Here is a 21,571-nt window from a genome sequence, read left to right on the forward strand (position 1 = left end):
TATGAAGATCGGACTCGTAGGTCTCGGCAAGATGGGCTTCAACATGCGTGAGCGCTTGCGCGCTCATGGCCTCGAGGTGATCGGATACGACCCTCGACCGGAAGTCACCGATGTCGGGTCACTTGCCGAACTAGCTGCATCCCTCGAGGGACCTCGAGTCGTCTGGGTGATGGTTCCGGCCGGTGAAATCACCCAGAGCACCATTGCCGAACTGGCGGATGCCCTCGAGGGCGGTGATCTGGTCATCGACGGTGGGAACTCGCGTTACACCGACGACGCTGTCCATGCCGAGCTTCTGGGCGCCCGTGGGATCGGTTTCCTCGACTGCGGTGTCTCCGGTGGCATCTGGGGCCGTGAGAACGGCTACGGCCTGATGGTGGGCGGATCCGAGCCCGACGTCGAGAAGGCAATGCCGATCTTCGACGCCCTTCGCCCCGACGGCGACGCTGCAGACGGTTTTGTCCACGCCGGCCCCGTCGGTGCTGGTCATTACGCGAAGATGGTGCACAACGGCATCGAATACGGCCTGATGCAGGCGTATGCCGAGGGGTACGAGCTCCTCGAGGCGGAAAGCCTGATCGCGGACGTTCCGGGCGTGCTCCGAGCTTGGTCGAAGGGAACCGTCGTACGTTCGTGGTTGCTCGATCTGCTTGTCGACGCCCTTGAGGAGGATCCGGAGCTTGCGCAGATCACGGGCTATACCGAGGATTCCGGTGAGGGCCGCTGGACGGTAGAGGAAGCCATCAAGCACGCTGTCCCCGCTCCCGTCATCTCCGCTGCTCTGTTCGCGAGATTTGCTTCACGACAGGATGATTCACCGGCCATGAAGGCGGTGTCGGCCTTGCGCAATCAGTTCGGTGGTCACGCGGTCAAGAGCGCTTCGCCCAAGAATTCGGCTTCTGGAAGCTAAGTGTTCGTTCGTAGATTTTCGCTGCGTGACTTCCGATCCTGGGATTCGCTGACGCTTGACCTCACGCCGGGAACAACTGTCTTCCTCGGTTCGAACGGGCACGGTAAAACGAACGTCCTCGAGTCGCTCGGGTATCTGTCGACGCTGTCCTCTCATCGAGTGTCCACGGACGCACCGATGATCCGCAGCGGTTCCGCCAGTGCTTTTGCCGGTGCAACGGTGGTCAACAACGGGCGCGAACTGACCATCGACGTCGAACTGATCGAGGGAAAGTCCAACCGCGCCAGGATAAATCAGTCTCCGACGCGTCGCCCACGCGAAGTGCTGGGGATTTTGCAGTCGGTGATGTTCGCGCCGGAAGATCTGTCGTTGGTACGTGGTGATCCTGGTGATCGTCGACGCTATCTCGACGAGTTGTTGACGTCGCGGATTCCCCGAATGGCTGCTGTCCGTGCGGATTACGACAAAGTGCTGCGTCAGCGCTCAGCCCTACTCAAAACTGCTGGTGCGGCTTTGCGTCGCGGTTCTCGTGGTGGTGAGTCCGACAACGTCCTCTCCACCCTCGAGGTGTGGGACGGGCATCTGGCCGCTCACGGCGCACAATTGTTGGCCGGGCGCCTCGAGTTGGTCCATGATCTGGCGCCGCATCTGGCGGAGTCGTATCGTTCCATCGCACCCGAATCCCGGCCGGCGTCGATTCGATACAAGAGCAGTCTGGGGTCCTCGTTGGATCCCGAATTCACCGATCCTGCAAGGATTTCCGGTATCGACGACGTTGCGTACCTCGAGGAGAGATTCCACCACGAGTTGGCGCAGATGAGGTCGAAGGAAATCGATCGCGGAGTGTGTCTGGTCGGTCCGCATCGGGACGATCTGGAGCTGATTCTCGGTGACAGCCCGGCGAAAGGCTTTGCAAGCCATGGTGAATCGTGGTCTTTCGCGCTTTCGCTGCGGCTGGCAGGTTTTGCCCTGTTGCGCGCCGACGGCAGCGACCCGGTCCTGATGCTCGACGATGTCTTCGCGGAATTGGACCGTCGTCGGCGTCGTGCGCTCGCCACCGTTGCAGCCACCGCCGAACAGGTGCTGATCACGGCCGCCGTTCCCGAGGATGTACCGGACGAACTCGAGGCGGCCAAGTTCGGCGTCGAAGCCTCCGATACCGGAGACGGTCGGATATCCCGGATAGTGCCCGTAGGCTCGACAGATCAGGAGGTCGAGTTCGATGACTGAAGACAGCAGCGCGGCTCCGGAGCCCGAGCTCAAAGGGATCGATCTGGCGCGCCGTGCCCTCGAGGAGGCACGCGCGACGGCAAAGGCCAACGGCAAGGCCGTCGGGCAGGGGCGATCGTCGCCCAAATACGGAAGTGGCCGACCGCGTCGACGCAGCGGTTGGTCCGGCCCCGGCCCGGATGCGCGGGACCCTCAGCCGTTCGGCGCTCTCACCAGCGCTATCTCCAAATCGCGTGGGTGGTCCCCCAAGGTGTCCGAGGGCACGGTCCTCGGTCGGTGGCCGCAGGTCGTCGGAGAAGACATCTCCGCGCACGCCGAGCCGATCTCTCTGAAAGAAGGTGTTCTCAGCATCTCCGCCGAGTCGACGGCGTGGGCTACCCAGTTGCGCATGATGCAGTCCCAGATTCTGGCCAAGATCGCTGCTGCCGTCGGTGACGGCGTCGTGAAGACACTGCGGATCACCGGTCCGAGTGCGCCTAGCTGGCGCAAGGGAGAAAGGCATGTGAAAGGCCGCGGACCTCGCGATACGTACGGCTGAGGAAAACTCAACCAGGCCCTGGTTCTACCTATTACTTCGTGTTACAGTTAAAACTCGCTAGTGAGTGAACTGTGTCACAAGGCTGTCGTTCCCCACCGATCGGCAGGCATGAAGGAGTAGCTAGATGTCGCAGAAGATATCGACACCCGCTTCGTCGTTCGCCGAGCCGGATCACATCCTGTTGCAGGCTCGCAATGTCGAGTTCGACTGGTCCGATCTGCCCATGCACTGGATTCCGGGCGATCCGTTCAGCACACACGTTCTCAACGTGCTTCACCTTCTCCTCCCCGCCGGTGAGGAATGGTTTGTCGAGACCTTCAAGGAAGCTCTTCCTCTGATCGAGGACGAGAAACTCCGTGAAGACGTCGTCGGATTCATCGGCCAAGAGGCGATGCACTCCAACGCGCACTCGGGTGTCCTCGTCCATCTCAAGGAAAACGGCCTCGATCCGACGCCGTACACCCAGCAGATGGAGTGGGCATTCTCGAAGCTGCTCGGACCGCGTCCGATGACGGGTCTGCGTGCCGAGAATCACCTGGTGGAGCGCTTGGCGATCATCGCGGCCATCGAACACATCACTGCTTTCCTCGGCGACTGGGTGCTCAACGCCAAGGGACTGGACAAAGCCGGCATGCACCCGACCATGCTTGATCTCCTTCGCTGGCACGGCGCCGAAGAAGTCGAACACCGAGCCGTCGCGTACGACGTTATGCGCTACTTCGACAAGCGTGAGACCCGCCGGATCCGTACCCAGATCCTCGTCACGCCCGCAATCGTGTGGCTGTGGATTCGCGGTACCCGGTTCTTGATGCGCAACGATCCCGAGCTTGCCGCTCAGGCTCCCAGCCGTCGACGCCCCCACCTGTCCGATTTCATCGCGGCCGGTAAGCGCGGCACAGTTCCCACGTCGTTCGAGCTGGTCAAGCGGATGTCGACCTACTTCAGCAAGTCCTATCACCCCAGTAACGAGGGCTCGACCGCCCAGGCGGTGCAATACCTCGCGTCGTCACCCGCAGCTCAGGCGGCTGCACGGTGATTTCACTCTCGAGGGTCAAGGACGTCATCTCCGGGCACGACGGGTTGCCGCGTTTTCCGGCGCCACCCGATTTGTCCGGAAAGAACCGTCCCGACCGTGCCATGCGCATCACGGAGTTATTGGCGGACAAGTACCTTCGGGTGTTGACGGCCTACGACTACAACCCCGAGATCGCTGGCCACAACCCCGACACGGCCATGAACATGGTGGTCAGTACGCGTGAGGTGGTGGCGACCGACGAGAACGTCGTTCGCCTGCGCTTCGAATCCGCAGACGGCTCACCGATTCCGCCGTGGCATCCGGGTTCGCACCTGGACTTCCATCTACCTTCGGGTCTGCGGCGTCAGTATTCGCTGTGCGGCGACCCTGCCGACCGCACGGGGTACAGCGTCGCGGTGCGCCGGATCCCCGACGGCGGTGGCGGTTCCATCGAGATGCACGCTCTCCAGCCCGGTGAGCACGTCACGGTACGCGGACCACGCAACGGCTTCCCGTTTGTCGGAGAAGGCAGCGCGTTGTTCGTCGCCGGCGGCATCGGTATCACGCCGATCATCGCAATGGTCCGTGCGGCAAGAGAATTGGGGATGGACTGGTACTTCGTGTACTCGGGCCGCTCTCGTGAATCCATGCCGTTCCTCGACGAGATCGCAACCTGGGAACCCGAGCGTGTCTTCGTGCGCCCGGACGACGAGTTCGGATTGCCCACCACCACAGACCTTCTCGGACGAGCGCCGGTCGGCGGCGCCGTGTACTGCTGTGGCCCGACGCCGATGCTCGATGCCGTCCGCCGCGGTTTCCGCGATACACCCTCCACCGCTTTGCATTTCGAGCGGTTCGGGGCTCCGCCGGTGATCGACGGCAAGGAATTCGAAGTGCAGCTTGTCAATTCGGGACAGGTGCTCACCGTGCCCGCCGACGAGTCCGCGCTCGACGTCATCAAGAAGGCATTGCCCGGTGTCGGGTACTCGTGTCAGCAGGGTTTCTGCGGAACCTGTCGTGTGAAGGTGCTCGCGGGTAAACCCGATCACCGCGAAAGGCGTCTGACCGACACCGAACAGGAAACGGAGATGCTCATCTGCGTATCCCGTTCCGACGGTGGACGTCTCGTTCTCGATCTCTAGATATTTCCCGACTCCGAAGGGTTCGACAATGTCGAAGCACTCTCCTGTCCATGCCGTGACCGCGCGTCGCGTGACCAACGGTTCCGTCAGCCTGGCCGTGTTCGAGCAGGGCAAGGCGGACGGCGAGACCATCGTCCTGGTGCATGGTTGGCCCGACACCCATGAACTGTGGAACCGCATCGTGCCTTTGCTGGCAGACGACTTCCGCGTCGTCAGCTACGACAGCCGCGGGGCCGGTGAGAGCACAATCCCCTCGAGGGTGCAGGACTACCAACTGAGCGCACTGGCCGGCGATCTTTTTGCCGTCATCGACGCGGTCAGCCCGGGCAAGCCGGTGCACGTCCTCGCGCACGACTGGGGATCCGTCGAAACGTGGGAAGCGGTCTGCGAGCCGGGTGCCGAAGAGAAGATCGCGTCGTTCTCGTCCATCTCGGGCCCCAATCTCGATCATCTCGGCAAGTGGATCCGGGCGAGCGCGTCCAAGCGTCGTTTCCTCGGCCCGGCGGCGCAGGGAATTGCGTCGGCCTACACCGTTCTGTTCCAGATTCCCGGGCTGTGCACCCTTCCGTTGCGTCTGTGGTTCTCCAAGCACTGGCCGGCATTTCTGGGCTTCTTCGACGGTCTGGACCCCCGTGTGGTCAACACCGCGCCCACCATCGCCGACGACATGGTGAACGGACTCAAGCTTTATCGCGCGAACATCCGGCCGTCTCTCGGCAAGCCGCGGGATCGGTACACGGACGTGCCTGTTCAGCTCATTCTGAACAAGTACGACAAAGCCGTTCGTCCGGTGGGATACGAAGACACCGAAAAATGGGTCTCCGACCTGCAGCGACGTGAAATTGCCGCGGGACACTGGTCACCGTTTTCACATCCGGGCGAGGTTGCCGAACATGCGCGGGCATTTATCGCGAGCCTGAGAGAGCGTCGCTCGGAGAAGCAAAGTTCCTAGCGTTTCACCTTCCGGGGATCGTAAAAATTCGTCTGCGGCGCAGCCAGGGGTGTCATTGGCCGCTTCTAGTCGGTGCTTACCAGTAAGATGGTCAACGGTAACTAGCGGCAACATTCTCGAACCCGCTCCGACGACACCCGCAAGGGCTTGCTGACGGCTGCGCTCGAGTATTGACGGAGAAGGAGAGCTACCCACCCGTGGCTGCCCAGAAGTCAGATACAAGCACTTCCAGCAAGGACTACAACGCGTCGTCCATCACCGTCCTCGAAGGACTCGAGGCGGTACGTAAGCGTCCAGGCATGTACATCGGTTCCACCGGTGAACGCGGCCTGCACCACCTCATTTGGGAGGTCGTCGACAACTCGGTCGACGAGGCGATGGCCGGACACGCCACCAAGGTCGAGGTCACCCTCCTCGAAGACGGCGGAATCCGCGTCATCGACGACGGCCGTGGCATCCCGGTCGGCATGCACGCCTCCGGAGTCCCCACCGTCGAGGTCGTGCTGACCCAGCTGCACGCCGGCGGCAAGTTCGACTCCGACTCCTACGCCGTCTCCGGTGGTCTGCACGGCGTCGGTATCTCGGTGGTCAACGCGCTCTCCACCCGGCTCGACGTCGACATCAAGGTCGACGGCTACCGGTGGCAGCAGACGTACACCGATTCCAAGCCGGGAGAGCTCGTACAGGGCGACCCGACGAAGGAGACCGGCACCACCGTCAGTTTCTGGGCCGATCCCGAGATCTTCGAGACCACCCGCTACAACTTCGAGACCGTTGCGCGTCGTCTGCAGGAAATGGCCTTCCTCAACAAGGGCCTGACCATCACGCTGACCGACGAGCGCGCCGAGGTCATCGACGACGAAGCTGCCGAGGTGGCCGAGGCTCCCAAGTCTGCTGCCGAAGAAGCCGAAGAAGCTGCTCAGGCAGCGCCGCGTAAGTCCAAGACCCGTATCTACCACTACCCCGGTGGACTCGAGGACTACGTCCGGCACATCAACAAGAGCAAGACCCCGATCCACAACTCGGTCGTCGGATTCACCGCCAAGGGCACCGGCCACGAGCTCGAGGTCGCAATGCAGTGGAACTCCGGCTACTCGGAGTCCGTGCACACCTTCGCCAACACGATCAACACCCACGAGGGTGGTACCCACGAAGAGGGCTTCCGCGCCGCACTGACCGCAACGGTCAACAAGTACGCGCTCGAAAAGAAGCTGCTCAAGGACAAAGATCCCAAGCTCACCGGTGACGACATCCGTGAAGGACTCGCGGCCATCATCTCGGTGAAGGTCGGTGAACCCCAGTTCGAGGGTCAGACCAAGACCAAGCTCGGCAATACCGAGGTCAAGTCCTTCGTGCAGAAGGCGTGCAACGAGCACCTCGCGCACTGGTTCGAGGCGAACCCGGCCGACGCGAAAACCATTGTGAACAAGGCTGTTTCGTCGGCGCAGGCCCGCGTCGCCGCACGTAAGGCGCGTGAGCTGGTCCGTCGTAAGAGTGCGACCGACCTCGGTGGCCTGCCAGGCAAGCTCGCCGATTGCCGCTCCAACGATCCGGAGAAGTCCGAGATCTACATCGTGGAGGGCGACTCCGCAGGCGGCTCGGCCAAGTCCGGCCGAGACTCGATGTACCAGGCGATCCTCCCGCTTCGCGGAAAGATCATCAACGTCGAGAAGGCGCGTATCGATCGCGTCCTCAAGAACACCGAAGTCCAGTCGATCATCACCGCGTTCGGCACGGGCATCCACGACGAGTTCGACATCGCCAAGCTGCGCTATCACAAGATCGTGCTCATGGCCGACGCCGACGTCGACGGTCAGCACATCGCAACGCTGCTGCTCACGCTGCTGTTCCGCTTCATGCGGCCGCTCGTCGAGCACGGCAAGGTCTACCTCGCGCAGCCGCCGCTGTACAAGCTCAAGTGGCAGAAGGGTGCGCAGCCGGAATTCGCGTACTCCGACCGCGAGCGCGACGCGATGGTCAAGGCCGGCCTCGAGTCCGGCAAGAAGATCAACAAGGACGACGGCATCCAGCGCTACAAAGGCCTCGGCGAGATGAACGCCAAGGAGCTGTGGGAAACCACGATGGACCCGACGGTGCGCGTTCTGCGTCTCGTCACGCTCGACGACGCGGCTGCTGCCGACGAGCTGTTCAGCGTGCTGATGGGCGAAGACGTCGAAGCACGACGCAGCTTCATCACCCGCAATGCCCGGGACGTTCGTTTCCTCGACGTGTAGGCCTGCGGCCCTGTGAGCGGTTGAGGAGTCCCCGGACTCCTTTTCCGCGCACAGGGGCTTGCCCCCTCTTTTAAGAAAGTGAGCTCATGACCGACACCACGTTGCCACCGGACGGTCCGCAACACGACCGGATCGAACCGGTCGACATCCAGCAGGAAATGCAGAACAGCTACATCGACTACGCCATGAGCGTCATCGTCGGTCGCGCTCTGCCGGATGTCCGCGACGGACTCAAGCCGGTGCACCGCCGCGTGCTCTACGCGATGTACGACAACGGATATCGCCCCGACCGCGGATACGTGAAGTCTGCCCGACCGGTCGCCGAGACCATGGGTAACTACCACCCCCACGGCGACTCCTCGATCTACGACACGTTGGTTCGTATGGCCCAGCCGTGGTCGCTGCGTTACCCGCTAGTCGACGGTCAGGGAAACTTCGGCTCCCGCGGCAACGACGGCGCAGCCGCCATGCGTTACACCGAGTGCAGGCTCACGCCGCTCGCGATGGAAATGCTGCGCGAAATCGACCACGAGACAGTCGATTTCACCCCGAACTACGACGGCAAGACGCAGGAACCGACGGTTCTGCCCAGCCGTATCCCGAACCTGCTGATCAACGGTTCCAACGGCATCGCCGTCGGTATGGCCACCAACATTCCGCCGCACAACCTGCGTGAAGTTGCCGAGGCCATCTACTGGGCGCTCGACAACTTCGAAGCGGACGAGGAAGCCACCCTCGCGGCCGTCATGGAGCGCATCAAGGGACCCGACTTCCCCACGCACGGGCTCATCGTCGGTGGACAGGGCATCCAGGACGCCTACACCACCGGCCGTGGCTCCGTTCGTATGCGCGGCGTCGTCGAGATCGAAGAAGATGCCAAGGGCCGCACCACAATCGTCATCACCGAGCTGCCCTACCAGGTCAACCCGGACAACCTGATCACCTCCATCGCGGAGCAGGTTCGTGACGCCAAGATCGGTGGCATCTCCGACATCCACGACGAGTCCTCGGACCGCGTCGGCATGCGCATCGTCGTCACCGTCAAGCGTGACGCCGTTGCCAAGGTCGTGCTGAACAACCTTTACAAGCACACCCAGCTGCAGACCAGCTTCGGCTGCAACATGCTCTCCATCGTCGACGGAGTGCCGCGCACTCTGCGCCTCGACCAGATGATCCGTCTGTACACGGCGCATCAGCTCGAGGTCATCGTTCGTCGTACCAGGTACCTGCTTCGCAAGGCACAGGAGCGCGCCCACATCCTGCGCGGTCTGGTCAAGGCCCTCGACGCTCTGGACGAGGTCATCGCCTTGATCCGTGCGTCGCAGACCGTCGACATCGCTCGCGCCGGATTGATGGAACTCCTCGACGTCGACGAGATCCAGGCCGACGCCATCCTCGGCATGCAGCTGCGTCGTCTGGCCGCCCTCGAGCGTCAGAAGATCGTCGACGAGTTGGCCGAGATCGAACTCGAAATCGCGGACCTCGAAGACATTCTGGCTCGCCCGGAGCGTCAGCGCGCGATCGTTCGTGACGAGCTCAAGGAAATCGTCGACAAGTACGGCGACGACCGTCGTACCCGCATCATCGCCGCCGACGGAGACGTCAACGACGAGGATCTGATCGCCCGCGAAGACGTCGTCGTCACGATCACCGAGACCGGTTACGCCAAGCGCACCAAGACCGACCTGTACCGCTCGCAGAAGCGCGGCGGCAAGGGTGTTCAGGGTGCCGGCCTCAAGCAGGACGACATCGTCTCGCACTTCTTCGTCACGTCGACGCACGACTGGCTGCTGTTCTTCACCACGAAGGGCCGCGTCTACCGCGCCAAGGCTTACGAACTGCCCGAGGCGAGCCGTACCGCTCGCGGTCAGCACGTTGCCAACCTGCTGGCCTTCCAGCCGGACGAGCGCATTCAGTCCGTCATCCAGATCAAGACGTACGAAGACGCGCCCTACCTGGTGCTCGCCACTCGCAACGGTCTGGTCAAGAAGTCCAAGCTCACCGACTTCGACTCCAACCGCAGCGGTGGCATCGTCGCCATCAACCTGCGCGGTGAAGACGAACTGGTCGGCGCTGTCCTCTGCTCCGCCGAAGACGACCTCCTTCTCGTCTCGGCACAGGGCCAGTCGATCCGCTTCTCGGCCACCGACGAGGCACTGCGTCCGATGGGCCGCGCCACTTCCGGTGTCCAGGGCATGCGTTTCAACGGTGACGACGAGCTGCTCTCGCTCAACGTCGTTCGTGAAGGAACGTTCCTCCTGGTCGCCACCTCGGGCGGTTACTCCAAGCGAACCGGCATGGAGGATTACCCGGTGCAGGGTCGCGGCGGCAAGGGCGTGCTCACGATTCAGTACGACAAGAAACGTGGCACTCTGGTCGGTGCGCTCATCGTCGACGACGACGACGAGCTGTACGCGATCACCTCGGGCGGCGGCGTCATCAGGACGGCTGCCAAGCAGGTTCGTAAGGCGGGACGCCAGACCAAGGGCGTGCGTCTGATGAACCTCGGCGAAGGCGACACACTGCTCGCGATTGCGCGCAACGCCGACGAGCCCGAAGAGCTCGCTGCAGAGACCACCGACAACGCAGACAATGCCGATGGAGCTAAGGAGTCCTAGTGAGCACTCCCAACCAGCCGGGCAGTGACCAGAAGAGCGAAAGCACTTCAGGTTCGACGCCACCGAAGCCGGAGCAGGCAACTGCTCCGGCGGGGCCGCAGACCTCGAAACCTGCAGCTCCAGCGGACGGCGGACCCAAAGCTTCCGAGGCAGCTCCGGCGCCCAAGGCGCCGGAGCCGCCTCGCGGCCCGTCGGCTCAGAAGCCGGCGGGTGGGGCTTCCGACGCCGCGGGTGCGGCCAAGGGTCAAGCTCCTTCCGCTCCTTCTGTGGCTCCGGCTGCGCCGGTAACTCCGGCAAAGGGTGACGGTCAGGCTCCGCCGCAACCGGTTGCCAATCAGGCTCGTGGCAGCCAGGCGCCGCCGTGGCAACGCGGACCCCAGCCGTCGGGTCAGCCGCAGGGGCAGCCAGCTCAGAACCCCGCTGCTCAGAACCCGGCGTCCAAGGCCCCGGCGTCGAAGGCTCAGCCACCGCAGAATCAGGCTCCGCAAAGTCAGCCGCAGACCAACATCACGCGCCCAGCCGGCGCTGGTGCTCCTGCGGGTCGACCGGCAGCTCCTGCCGGGGGTAAGCCGCCTGCGGGTCCGCAGCGTCCTGCAGCGGCCGGCCCGGCGCAGGGTGGTCCGGCGCAGGGTGGTCCGGCCAAAAACCCCGCGCAGGGTGGTGCGCCGAAGGGACAGCCGCAATCGGGTCGCCCCGCTGCCGGTGCACCGACGGGTCGTCCTGCCGGCAACCCGTCGGCACGTCCCGTCGTGACGGGAACGGCGGCTGCCGCAGCTACCGGTGGCGTCGCCGGCGCGGCAGCAGCCAAGGCTGTTACACCCTCGGGCGCAAATCCCAAGGCTGGAAACGCCACGGTCGCCAATCCCACGGTCGCTAATCCGAAAGCAAAAGCCGCCGCGATCGACGGGCCGACTCGGCACATCGATCGCAAGGATCTACCGAAGGACATGCCTGACCTCTCCGAGGCCAAGCATCCGTTGCCTGCTGCGGTGAAGGGTGAGAAAACTCACGCCGTATCGGCCTCGGTCGTGGACGGTGCGCCGCTGCGCGCAACGGTCCAGATCCGTCGTATCGACCCGTGGTCCACGCTCAAGATCACATCCGTGATCTCGGTGTCGCTGTTCTTCGTGTGGATGGTGGCCGTCGGACTGCTCTACGTCGTTCTCGACGGCATGGGCGTCTGGGATCGCCTGAACAACGCGTTCACCGACATCGTTGCCGACGGCGGCTCGGACGGTCTGGTGACGGCCGGCCAGGTGTTCGGCTACGCCGCGCTGATCGGCATCGCGAACATGGTGCTTTTCACGGCACTCGTCACGATCGGATCGTTCATCTACAACCTCTGCAGCGACCTGGTTGGCGGCGTAGAGGTAACTCTCGCCGACCGCGACTGACCTGCGAAAACATTGCTCCGCCGGGCCCGTTTTGGTGTCAGCGGCCCGGTGGGGTAATCTTTGGAATCGGTTCAGGGGCCTATAGCTCAGGTGGTTAGAGCGCTTTACTGATAATGAAGAGGTCGGAGGTTCAAGTCCTCCTAGGCCCACTCCCATGTGCCGAAGAAGGGTTGCTGGAATGAAGGTTTTCCTGCTTGTCGGGGCCGGAATTCTGGTAGCTCTCGGGGTCACCAAGCTGATCAAAAGTCAGCGCGGAGACAAGGTTTGGCACGATTTGGAAACAGGATAGAACCTAGGTACTCTGACTCCGGTCAGAAAACCGAACGGGGCCTTAGCTCAGTTGGTAGAGCGCTGCCTTTGCAAGGCAGATGTCAGGAGTTCGAATCTCCTAGGCTCCACAGTAAGAAAACACCCTCCCGGGATCCGGGAGGGTGTTTTTGTATGCCGATGTACCCGATCTCTGCTCGCCCCGGCCGGTGCCCGACTTGCCCGACTTGTGTGCCCCCTTTTTGAGCGAACGGCACTTCCGGCGCACTGAAGGCGATGAACATGCCGTTCGCTCGGAGTGGGGTGGCCGGAACCGCGCCCACTATGGACCGTTCGTCCCGAATTCTCCGGAAAGTCTAGTGGTCATAACCAGCCGGGCGTAGCGTGAGGAGAACCCAATTTCAGGAGGTTCGTAGTGCTTCACAACGACATTCCCAGCCACGGTGAAATTGCCGCACTCGCGGAGGTGGAGGGGCCCACCTGCATCACCATCGTTACTCCGACTGAAGATGCGCCGCAGGATTACGACAAAGCGCGCATAGCCTTCAAGGACCAGGTCCGCTCGGCACTCGCATCGGTGGAGGATCCGGCCGAGCGCAAGCAGTTCGAGGCCGAATACGCAGAGCTCGACGACGACGACGATTTCTGGCGCTTCCAGTCGCGCTCATTGGTCACGTACGCGACGCCGGACCGTCTGGTGACCTTCCGCCTCCCCAACCGTCTGCAGGCGCTCGAAACGGTCAGCGATCGGTTTCATCTCAAGCCACTGCTCCGTTCGGTGACGTTCCCCCAGACGGCGTTTGTTCTCGCTCTGGCAGAGGGTTCGGTGCGACTGATCGAGATCGCCGCCGATCAACCGGCCGACGAGGTTCGTGTTCAGGGAATGCCGAAGAACGCTGCGGATCACGCGGGCAAGTCGTCGATCAACAGTCGCACCGAGGCGGGTCGGCTCTCGGGTTCGGACAGCCGAAAGCTGCGCGTCAATCAGTACGCCCGCGCAGTCGATCACGAGGTCCGCGGTGTGCTCGCCGGCCGTGACGTCCCCTTGATTCTGGCCGCTGCGGAACCCATCGCGTCGGTGTATCGCTCCGTGAATTCGTACCGCCACCTGGTCGACAAAACCGTCGAGGGAAACCCCGAAGCCTTGTCGACGCAGGAAGTGGCGGACGGTTCGCGTCCGGCGCTCGACGACTTCCATGCCGAGCAGCTGGCGGCGGTGCGGGACACCTTCAATGTGCGCACGGAACAGGGACGCACTCAGACGGACGTCGCCGACGTGGCAACAGCCGCGACGTACGGACAGGTCGACACCGTTTTCATCGACATCGATTCCGTCGTACCCGGAAGTCTCGATCCCCAGACGGGCGCTCTCACGACCGGTGAGTCGACCAACGGAAGCACCTACGGGGTCGTCGACGAGATCGCTCGTCGTGCGCTCCTGACGGGTGCGCGGGTGCTCGCTGTTCGCGCGGAGGACATTCCGGGCGGCGGCGCAGTTGCCGCGATTTTGCGCTTCGCCCCGTAAACAGACTGGACGCGTGTGCGCTTCGTGACCTGATTCGGGCACGGGGCGCATACGATTCCGGCATGAAACGTGTGTGGGAACGGCTGCGCCTCTACTGCAAGACGCTGCACCCGGTCGGGCTTGCCTTTGCTCTGGTCTTCTTCACCTGGTCGATGAGTCCGTCCCTGTTGCCGCGCGCGTGGTACCTGCAGGGCGTTGCGACGGGCATCTCGCTCGCGATGGGATACGGCGTCGGCGTGACGGTCGCCTGGATGATCCGCAAGTGCGGCGTCGAACCGCAGTGGTCGGATCGCACCAAGAAGATCGGCTGGCGAATCCTGTTGGTCGCGGCCGTCATTCTGGTGCCGACGTTCTTGGTCCTCGGTTCGTGGTGGCAGCAGATCGTTCGCGATCTCGTGGAAGCTCCACGCACCAATCAGGCGAATTATCTTCTGGTGCTGATGATTTCGCTCGGAATCTGGTTCATCCTGCTCGAGGCAGGCCGTGGTCTTCGTTTCACCACCAACAAGCTCACCGCCGTCGCACTTCGGTTCGTTCCCCTCGAGGCGGCGAAGGTCGGCAGCTTGATCGTCATCTTCGCCCTCGGCATCTTCATCGTGAACGGTGCGCTGTACAACGGGCTGATCGCCTTCGCGAACTGGAGTTTCTCCGGTGCGGATCACGAAACACCGGACGGCATCGAACAGCCCATGATTGCAGAGCGGAGCGGTTCGCCGATGTCCGCCGAGGCTTGGGATTCTCTCGGTCAGGAGGGGCGCACCTTCATGGGTAGCGGTCCCACTGCAGCCGAGATCTCTGCATTGACCGGACGTGAAGCGAAGCAACCGATCCGGGTGTATGCCGGACGTGAATCCTCGGACTCGATCAACGGTGTCGCACAGCGGGTCGTCGACGAGTTGGAGCGCACCGGCGGATTCGACCGCGGAACTCTCGCAGTTGTCACGACCACCGGTCGCGGTTGGGTGAACGAGGACGTCGCGTCGGCGTTCGAGTACGTCGAGGGCGGGGACACGGCGATCGCGTCGATGCAGTACTCATTCCTTCCGAGTCCGTTGGCCTTCATCGCCGACCGTGAGACGCCGATGATCGCCGGCCGCGCGCTGTTCAACGCGGTGTACGCCAAGTGGATCGACTTGCCCGTTGAGACGCGACCCGAACTGGTTGTCTTCGGTGAGAGCCTCGGCTCCTACGGTGGCCAGGCCGCATTCGCCGGCGCCCAGGACATGATGACGCGCGTCGACGGCGCACTGTGGGTCGGAACCCCCAACTTCACTGCTCAGTGGCAGGAAATCACGGACAGTCGTGACTCGGGCTCACCGGAGATTCTGCCGGTGATCGACGGTGGCCAGGCAATTCGGTTTGCCGGTGATCCGGAAGATCTGGAGCTGAAGTCGGACTGGGACGACGATCGCATCGTGTACTGGCAGCACGCCAGCGACCCGATCACGTGGTGGTCCTTCGACCTGCTGCTCAACAAGCCGGATTGGCTCAAGGAACCGCTGGGTCGCGACGTGGATCCGGGAATGACATGGGTTCCTCTCGTGACCTTCTGGCAGGTAACCCTCGACATGGTCTTCTCGGCTGACGTCCCGTCCGGGCACGGTCACAATTACGGCGAGGATGCAGCGGACATGTGGGCCAAGATCCTGCACCCCGAGGCCTGGACCTCGGCTGATACCGACAAGCTTCGTGCGCTGCTGACCACCAATCTGGAGCCCACGAAGTAGTCGTAAACGGTTGTATTTCAGCCTGTTAAGGCGAAAACCTCACGAAAAAGTGTTACGTGAGGTATGTGTTACTCTGCGTTCGCTGTGTGCCAAGCCACAGCGCAAGCGAACGTGGGGAGATCGAAACGTGAAGAGCAGAGCATGGTGGGCGGCCGGGGTCTCCGTCGCGGCACTGGTCATGGGTGCTGTGACGGCCCCTGCCGCAACGGCGGAGCCGGCGGATTTCTACACGCCGCCGGTCGAGCTTCCGGCAGGTGCCAACGGAGATCTCATCAAGAGTGAGCCGTCACCACTGCTGCTGAGCGTGCCCGGATCGAACGGTGCGTGGCCGGCAACCGCCACCAAGATCATGTACCGAAGCGAGGACGCCAAGGGCGCCCCCGTTGCCGTGACGGGCACCTATCTCGAACCGTCGAACCCGTGGACCGGGCAGGGGGCGCGTCCACTGGTTGCCGCAGCGGTGGGAACGCATGGGCAGGGCGATCAATGCGCACCGTCCAAGCTGTTCAACACCGGTATCGAGTACCAGTTCCCGACGGACGTCATGGTCGGCTACGAGTCCATCTGGGTGAACACGTTGCTGCTCAACGGCATTGCCGTCGTCGTCACCGATTACGAGGGCCTCGGAACTCCGGGCGATCACACCTACGTCAACCGTGAAGCCGAAGCGCACGCCGTTCTGGACTCGGTGCGAGCCGCTCAGCAACTCCCGAACACGAGCATTCCCGCCGACGGCCCCGTCGGACTGTGGGGTTACTCGCAAGGTGGTGGAGCTGCCGCTGCCGCAACGGAATTGAAGCCGTCGTATGCTCCCGAGCTTGATCTCAAGGGCACGTATGCAGGCGCTCCGCCCGCCGATCTGGCGGCGACGCTGCAGCAGGTCGACGGCACGTTCCTCACCGGAGTGATCGGATACGCGCTCAACGGGATCCTTGCGCAGTACCCCGAGGTTCAGCCGCTGCTCGACGCCGAGATCAACGATCGTGGCCGACAGATGTTGGCCGCCACCAAGAACCAGTGCGTCGCCGAAAGTGGATTGCAGTTCGGCTTCCAGCAGTCGTCGAGCTTCACCAATTCCGGTGAATCACTCTCCGCAGTTCTGGCGCGTCTACCCATGGCGCAGGCAATCCTCGACGAGCAGAAGATCGGCAAGCTGACGCCGGAGTCGCCCGTGCTCATTCAGCATGGCCGCTCCGACGACATCGTTCCGTTCGGCCAGGGGCAGCAACTGGCGCGAGACTGGTGCGGCAAGGGCGCGACGGTGCAGTTCTCCGTCAACGAACTGCCCCCGATCATTCCGGGACTGGCAATCAATCACGCGACGCCGTACCTGGTGGGTACCCCCGAATCCATCGGATACATGATCGATCGCTTCAACAACGTCCCGGCACCGTCCAACTGCTGAACGTGAACATCGAAAAGCCCCGGAACACAATCTGTTCCGGGGCTTTTCGTATGTCGACTAAGCGGTCTTCTCGGCCGAGTTCTCCTCGAGGCGAGGGGGTGCGGAAGCGACCGGCGGATGCTCGCGTCGGCGGCTCTTGAAGAACACCGCGCCACCGATCACCGCGACACCGGCGATGACGAACACCGTGACGCGCTTGCGGCCGCGAGGCTTCTCGGTGCGTTCCGCGGACTTCGTGGGGATAGCCTTTGCGCGCTCGACGCCCTTCTTGGCGAGGACTTTGCCCTGACGGCCCAGGAACAACCCGACCTGCCCAGCGCCGCGAGCGACCGACGTCGCGACCACCGCGGCGATACGGCGAGCGTTGTCGGCTGCCTCGGACTCCTTGATGCGAGCCGCTGTCTCTTCGAGGTAGGCGGCAGTCTCGTCGAAGGTGTCCTCGACGCGGGCGCGCGCGTGATCGAAGGTGTCGGGCAACTGCGTGCTGAGGGACTCGGTCACTCGTGTCATGACTTCACTGTGCCATAACAGTGGGGCGAGGACAGGGAGACTTTTGCGGGGCGACATCCGCGAGAACGCCGGCAATGGCACGATGGTGGTGTGACTTCAACTCATCAGACCGCAACCGCAACGCTGCACACGAACCGCGGCGACATCAAGATCGCTCTGTTCGGCAACCATGCGCCGAAGACCGTCGAGAACTTCGTCGGCCTCGCCGACGGCTCGAAGGAGTACACCACCGCAAACGCCGCCGGCACCAAGACCGGCCCGTTCTACGACGGTGCCATCTTCCACCGCGTCATCGACGGCTTCATGATCCAGGGTGGCGACCCCACCGGAACCGGCACCGGCGGCCCGGGCTACAAGTTCGGTGACGAGTTCCACCCGGAACTGCAGTTCGACCGTTCCTACCTGCTGGCCATGGCCAACGCAGGCCCGGGAACCAACGGCTCGCAGTTCTTCATCACCACCGGCCCGACGCCGCACCTGAACCGTCGCCACACCATCTTCGGTGAGGTTCTCGACGACGATTCCAAGAAGGTTGTCGACGCTATCTCCTCCACCGCCGTCGATCGTGGCGATCGTCCGGTCGAGCCCGTCGTGATCAACAGCATCACCATCTCCTGAACAGGTAAAACAAGCAGATGACGAACCCCGGTTGGGGCGGCGGTGCGAGTGAGGGCATCCCGCCCCAACCGCGGTGCGTCCGCCATCCAGATCGACCCACCGCACTTTCCTGCAATCGTTGTGGACGTCCGGCGTGCCCGGACTGCCTCCGCGAGGCGGCGGTGGGATACCAATGTGTTGACTGTGTAGCTGCCGGTCAGCGTGATGTCCGTCCCGTTCGGGGCGTCGCCGGAAACACCGTGAGCCCCACCCGTGCGGTCCCGGTCGTGACGTACACCTTGATGGGGCTCAACGTCCTGGCGTTCCTCGCCACCTTCGCGCAGTCGCGAAGCATCATGAACAATCAGGTCGGCTCGTCGATCTTCGCGAACTGGGCACTCAATCCGGGTCTGGTCGCCAGCGGTGACTGGTTCCGGCTCATCGGCTCCGGGTTCTTGCACTTCGGCATCTTGCACCTCGCGGTCAACATGTACGCCCTCTACATCCTCGGACGCGACACCGAAATCGTGATGGGCCGCTCGAGGTACATCGGCATCTACCTGGTTTCGCTTCTCGGCGGTTCCGCCTCGGTGATGGCATTCCAGCCGGTGTTCTCTTCGCTCACGGCCCTGTCCTGGACTGCTGGGGCGTCGGGTGCGATCTTCGGCATCATGGGCGCACAGGCCGTCCTTCTATTGCGTTTGCGTCGAAGCCCGGTCCCGATCATCTCGGTGATCGCGATCAATGTGATCATCAGCATTTCGCTGCCCGGGATCTCGTTCTGGGGTCACGCGGGAGGTCTGGTGGCAGGTGCCGCAACGGCCGCTGCATTCCTGTACGCCCCGCAGTGGTTGGGCGCCGGTGAGAACCGCGTGAAGGCGGTGCGGATCGGCTGGATCGCTTTTGGTGCCGTCACCGTGGTGACAATCGGAGTCATCGTGCTCCGCGTCGTTCAACTGCGCGAACAGCTGGGAATCAGTTAGCGAGCAATCCCCATCGGGTCGCCAGTGCTGCCGCGGCGGTTCGATTGGGGACGCCTACTTTCCGAATCACGCGTTCGACATGTGTAGCAATCGTTGCTGCTCCGATCCCCAGGCGTGCTCCGATGGCCGTGTTCGAATCCCCGGTCGGTATCAGTGCGAGTACTTCCAGTTCGCGTCGAGTCAATCCCATCGGTGGCTCGATCGAATGCCATTTGACGACGGCGAGGCCCCCTTGGGTCGGCGTTACCTCGAGACGAATCACCGAAGTCCCGTCGAGTGACAGGTAAGTGGCGGGGGCACCCGTTCGGGCACTTTCGGCGCCGGCGTGCCGCACCGCTATCGGCAGTTCGCGAGAGCCGTCGACGACGGTGCCGTCCGGAGCGATCAGAGCTGTCGGCCGTGAATCGGGCAACGCCTTCCGGCTGGGCTCGTATGGGTCGAGGGCAGCGGCCAACGACGCTGCGAGCAGAGCGATCGTCACTTTCGATTGATCGTCGAGATAATGCCCCGGTGTTGTACTCGCGTTGAACATTCCTAGATAGCGACCGTCGCCCGCAAACAGACACTGGCTGATGCCGTCGCTGTAGAAGGGTGTGATGACGGTATCGAACAGAACTCCGGTCCGCAGATGATCGTCGACGTCGTGCAGAACGATCGGCAGCCGCTGCCCTTGAAGCTGTTCGAAGACGGGATGTGCTGCCATTCGAGTATTGACGACGTCGAGGGATGCCGCCGGGTATCCCAGGCTCGCGACTGTTCGGTGGGTGCGTTCGGACGGATCCCACCGTGACAGTCCGGCGTGGTGGTACGGCACTGCTTCCTGCAATTCGAAGAGTGCGCGCGCCGGGACCATCGCGGGTAAGGCGTCGCGCAGCCTCAGCGCGGCAGCCAAGCGTCTCGAGGTCGGATCAGCCATCCCTGAATTATGCCTTGGGTCACAGCACGAGTCCGCTGTCTCCGCATCCCCTGATCGACGGACTCGTCCGAGCGCACCTGCTCCTAGGTTCTCCTCCATCACTGGACCTCGAGCACTTGGAGCACGACGATGGATGTTTCGGATTACGCAGCCTGCGATGCGACTGAGCTTGCCTCACTGATTGCAAGCGGGCAGGTGAGCGCTTCTCAGGTGCAGTCTGCGGCAGCAACTGCGCTGGATCAGGTGGACAGTGAACTCGCAGCAGTGGTCGGTGATCGATTCGACCCCTTGGACTACAACGCCGACGGGCCATTTTCCGGAGTGCCATTCGCGATCAAAGATCTGATCATTCACGCCGCGGGCGTCCCGCAGCGTAACGGCAGCAGGTTGTTCGGAGACGGCGTCACGTATCCGTACGACAGCCATCTGATGGCGCGTTTTCGGCGGGCCGGCCTTGCAACCATGGCGGTTACGACGTCACCTGAAATGGGATTCAACGCGACGACGGAGGCAAAGGCCTACGGCAAGCCGACCCGCAATCCCTGGGATACCACTCGCAGCCCCGGAGGTTCCAGTGGCGGATCGGCGGCCCTTGTTGCGGCAGGCGCACTTCCGATGGCTCACGCGAACGACGGCGGAGGTTCCATTCGTATTCCAGCGGCGGCGTGCGGGCTCGTCGGGCTCAAGCCGAGCCGCGGACGGGTAAGCCCTGGTCCCGACTACTCGGATCCACTGCTGGGCATGGGAATTGAATTCGCGGTCACCAGAACCGTGCGTGACTGCGCATCGTTGTTCGACGCGGTCGCGGGGACGGAGCCGGGCGACAAGTATCTGTTTCCGAGTGCGGTCGACTCGTTCGCGGAAAGTGCCGCACGGGAGTCAAGGCCGCTTCGGGTTGCCGTCTCCGTCGATTCCGGTGATCCGCGTCGGCCGGTCGATCAGCAGTGCGTACTGTCGGTGAAGGAGGTTGCCGCACAACTGGAATCGATGGGCCACCTCGTCGAGTACGCGGCGCCATCGATCGATATGGAGATGTTCAATCGTGCGAACCTCGATGCGTGGTGCAGTTTTCTTGCGCAAGCTGTGGCAGGTGCGGGTGAACAACTGGGATTCACTCCCGGCACGGATCACCTCGAAGCGACCACTCTCGCGTGTGCCGAATACGGCGCGAAACTCGGTGCGCGGGACGTTTTTGCGGTGGAGAACGTGTTCAACACCGTCCGACGTGAGTATGCGCGGTTCCTGGGGTCCTATGACGTGATCTTGACGCCGACAACCAGCTCACCGAATACCGAATTGGGACATCTCGACGCAGACGACGATGCATTGGACGCACAGGGTTGGGCGGACAAGATTTTCGAGTTCGGTTCGTTCACCGCAATCTCGAACGCGACCGGCAATCCTGCCATCTCGTTGCCGCTGCGTACCTCGTCCGAGGGCTGGCCGATCGGGATTCAGTTCATCGGTGCTTACGGAGACGAGGCGAAGCTCCTCGCGTTGGCGGGTGACCTGGAGAAGGCTATGCCCTGGGAGCATCGCAGGCCGACGGTATTTGCGCGATAGTTGTGGAGCTTTCCTCCACGTTGCGCGCCAACTCATGGGTGAACT

17 protein-coding genes and 2 tRNA genes are annotated in these 21,571 nt (G+C 62.9%); 17 read left to right on the top strand and 2 right to left on the bottom strand.

The features are described 5' to 3' along the window. Position 1 precedes the first annotated feature (1 nt). From gnd to ATN38_RS02505, 14 genes are all read left to right on the top strand, one after another. Positions 2–910 carry a phosphogluconate dehydrogenase (NAD(+)-dependent, decarboxylating) gene (gene gnd, locus ATN38_RS02440; RefSeq protein WP_218747540.1) on the top strand — a complete coding sequence of 303 codons (909 nt, stop codon included), beginning with the start codon at positions 2–4 and terminating at the stop codon, positions 908–910. Then, complete coding sequence (gene recF, locus ATN38_RS02445) at positions 911–2,140, top strand: DNA replication/repair protein RecF (protein ID WP_064688058.1); 1,230 nt, start codon at positions 911–913, stop codon at positions 2,138–2,140. Beyond that, on the top strand, positions 2,133–2,678 hold the full coding sequence (locus tag ATN38_RS02450) for a DUF721 family protein (RefSeq protein WP_003942471.1): 546 nt from the start codon (positions 2,133–2,135) through the stop codon (positions 2,676–2,678). The genes recF and ATN38_RS02450 overlap by 8 nt, the downstream gene beginning before the upstream one ends. 124 nt (positions 2,679–2,802) lie before the next feature. Further along, complete coding sequence (locus ATN38_RS02455) at positions 2,803–3,714, top strand: metal-dependent hydrolase (protein ID WP_007729174.1); 912 nt, start codon at positions 2,803–2,805, stop codon at positions 3,712–3,714. Further along, the gene (locus tag ATN38_RS02460) at positions 3,714–4,835 is read left to right on the top strand and encodes a PDR/VanB family oxidoreductase (protein WP_054188747.1); all 1,122 of its coding nucleotides are present in this window, start codon (positions 3,714–3,716) and stop codon (positions 4,833–4,835) included. Before ATN38_RS02455 ends, ATN38_RS02460 begins: the two co-directional genes overlap by 1 nt. Before the next feature lie 28 nt (positions 4,836–4,863). After that, a complete protein-coding gene (locus ATN38_RS02465; protein ID WP_007729179.1) occupies positions 4,864–5,787 on the top strand; it encodes an alpha/beta fold hydrolase in 924 nt (307 codons plus the stop codon). Between the two features lie 197 nt (positions 5,788–5,984). Further along, the gene (gene gyrB / locus ATN38_RS02470; protein WP_003942515.1) at positions 5,985–8,021 is read left to right on the top strand and encodes a DNA topoisomerase (ATP-hydrolyzing) subunit B; all 2,037 of its coding nucleotides are present in this window, start codon (positions 5,985–5,987) and stop codon (positions 8,019–8,021) included. 86 nt (positions 8,022–8,107) lie between these two features. Further along, positions 8,108–10,639 (top strand): DNA gyrase subunit A, encoded by a 2,532-nt coding sequence (gene gyrA, locus ATN38_RS02475; RefSeq protein WP_047272672.1) that lies wholly within the window; start codon positions 8,108–8,110, stop codon positions 10,637–10,639. Further along, positions 10,639–12,033 carry a DUF3566 domain-containing protein gene (locus ATN38_RS02480; protein ID WP_218747541.1) on the top strand — a complete coding sequence of 465 codons (1,395 nt, stop codon included), beginning with the start codon at positions 10,639–10,641 and terminating at the stop codon, positions 12,031–12,033. The genes gyrA and ATN38_RS02480 overlap by 1 nt, the downstream gene beginning before the upstream one ends. 75 nt (positions 12,034–12,108) lie before the next feature. Continuing rightward, positions 12,109–12,182: transfer RNA gene (locus ATN38_RS02485), tRNA-Ile, on the top strand. Positions 12,183–12,358: 176 nt separating this feature from the next. Then, positions 12,359–12,431: transfer RNA gene (locus ATN38_RS02490), tRNA-Ala, on the top strand. 284 nt (positions 12,432–12,715) lie between these two features. Continuing rightward, positions 12,716–13,825 (top strand): hypothetical protein, encoded by a 1,110-nt coding sequence (locus ATN38_RS02495; protein WP_054828211.1) that lies wholly within the window; start codon positions 12,716–12,718, stop codon positions 13,823–13,825. 62 nt (positions 13,826–13,887) lie between these two features. Next, complete coding sequence (locus ATN38_RS02500) at positions 13,888–15,552, top strand: alpha/beta-hydrolase family protein (RefSeq protein WP_007729186.1); 1,665 nt, start codon at positions 13,888–13,890, stop codon at positions 15,550–15,552. Positions 15,553–15,679: 127 nt separating this feature from the next. After that, positions 15,680–16,957, top strand: coding sequence for a lipase family protein (locus ATN38_RS02505; protein ID WP_050656763.1), 1,278 nt, complete (start codon positions 15,680–15,682; stop codon positions 16,955–16,957). 57 nt (positions 16,958–17,014) lie between these two features. Here the strand turns inward: ATN38_RS02505 and ATN38_RS02510 are convergent, their stop codons facing one another. Next, complete coding sequence (locus tag ATN38_RS02510) at positions 17,015–17,467, bottom strand: hypothetical protein (protein ID WP_042453366.1); 453 nt, start codon at positions 17,465–17,467, stop codon at positions 17,015–17,017. A gap of 90 nt (positions 17,468–17,557) precedes the next feature. Here ATN38_RS02510 and ATN38_RS02515 point away from each other — a divergent pair, with 90 nt between their 5' ends. Next, positions 17,558–18,085, top strand: coding sequence for a peptidylprolyl isomerase (locus tag ATN38_RS02515; protein WP_007729190.1), 528 nt, complete (start codon positions 17,558–17,560; stop codon positions 18,083–18,085). Between the two features lie 17 nt (positions 18,086–18,102). After that, positions 18,103–19,047, top strand: a complete 945-nt coding sequence (locus ATN38_RS02520; protein ID WP_042453365.1) for a rhomboid family intramembrane serine protease — start codon at positions 18,103–18,105, stop codon at positions 19,045–19,047. On the opposite strand, the gene ATN38_RS02525 is transcribed toward ATN38_RS02520, so the two are convergent. Next, positions 19,040–19,963 carry a helix-turn-helix transcriptional regulator gene (locus ATN38_RS02525; RefSeq protein ID WP_007729195.1) on the bottom strand — a complete coding sequence of 308 codons (924 nt, stop codon included), beginning with the start codon at positions 19,961–19,963 and terminating at the stop codon, positions 19,040–19,042. The two genes, ATN38_RS02520 and ATN38_RS02525, sit on opposite strands and share 8 nt — an antisense overlap. Before the next feature lie 129 nt (positions 19,964–20,092). Between ATN38_RS02525 and ATN38_RS02530 the strand changes: the two genes are divergently transcribed. After that, entirely contained in the window at positions 20,093–21,526 is a 1,434-nt protein-coding gene (locus ATN38_RS02530; protein ID WP_218747542.1) for an amidase, read from the top strand. Positions 21,527–21,571: the final 45 nt, after the last annotated feature.

Source organism: Rhodococcus sp. FH8 (assembly GCF_019266085.1).
GTDB lineage: Bacteria > Actinomycetota > Actinomycetes > Mycobacteriales > Mycobacteriaceae > Rhodococcus_F > Rhodococcus_F qingshengii.

Bases quoted from the DNA above. Each gene is read 5' to 3' on its own strand.
- ATN38_RS02465 (WP_007729179.1), top strand. From the start codon at position 4,864: ATGTCGAAGCACTCTCCTGTCCATGCCGTGACCGCGCGTCGCGTGACC.
- ATN38_RS02510 (WP_042453366.1), bottom strand. From the start codon at position 17,467: ATGACACGAGTGACCGAGTCCCTCAGCACGCAGTTGCCCGACACCTTC.
- ATN38_RS02525 (WP_007729195.1), bottom strand. From the start codon at position 19,963: ATGGCTGATCCGACCTCGAGACGCTTGGCTGCCGCGCTGAGGCTGCGC.
- ATN38_RS02530 (WP_218747542.1), top strand. From the start codon at position 20,093: ATGGATGTTTCGGATTACGCAGCCTGCGATGCGACTGAGCTTGCCTCA.
- ATN38_RS02455 (WP_007729174.1), top strand. From the start codon at position 2,803: ATGTCGCAGAAGATATCGACACCCGCTTCGTCGTTCGCCGAGCCGGAT.
- ATN38_RS02450 (WP_003942471.1), top strand. From the start codon at position 2,133: ATGACTGAAGACAGCAGCGCGGCTCCGGAGCCCGAGCTCAAAGGGATC.
- ATN38_RS02500 (WP_007729186.1), top strand. From the start codon at position 13,888: ATGAAACGTGTGTGGGAACGGCTGCGCCTCTACTGCAAGACGCTGCAC.
- gyrA (WP_047272672.1), top strand. From the start codon at position 8,108: ATGACCGACACCACGTTGCCACCGGACGGTCCGCAACACGACCGGATC.
- ATN38_RS02520 (WP_042453365.1), top strand. From the start codon at position 18,103: ATGACGAACCCCGGTTGGGGCGGCGGTGCGAGTGAGGGCATCCCGCCC.
- gnd (WP_218747540.1), top strand. From the start codon at position 2: ATGAAGATCGGACTCGTAGGTCTCGGCAAGATGGGCTTCAACATGCGT.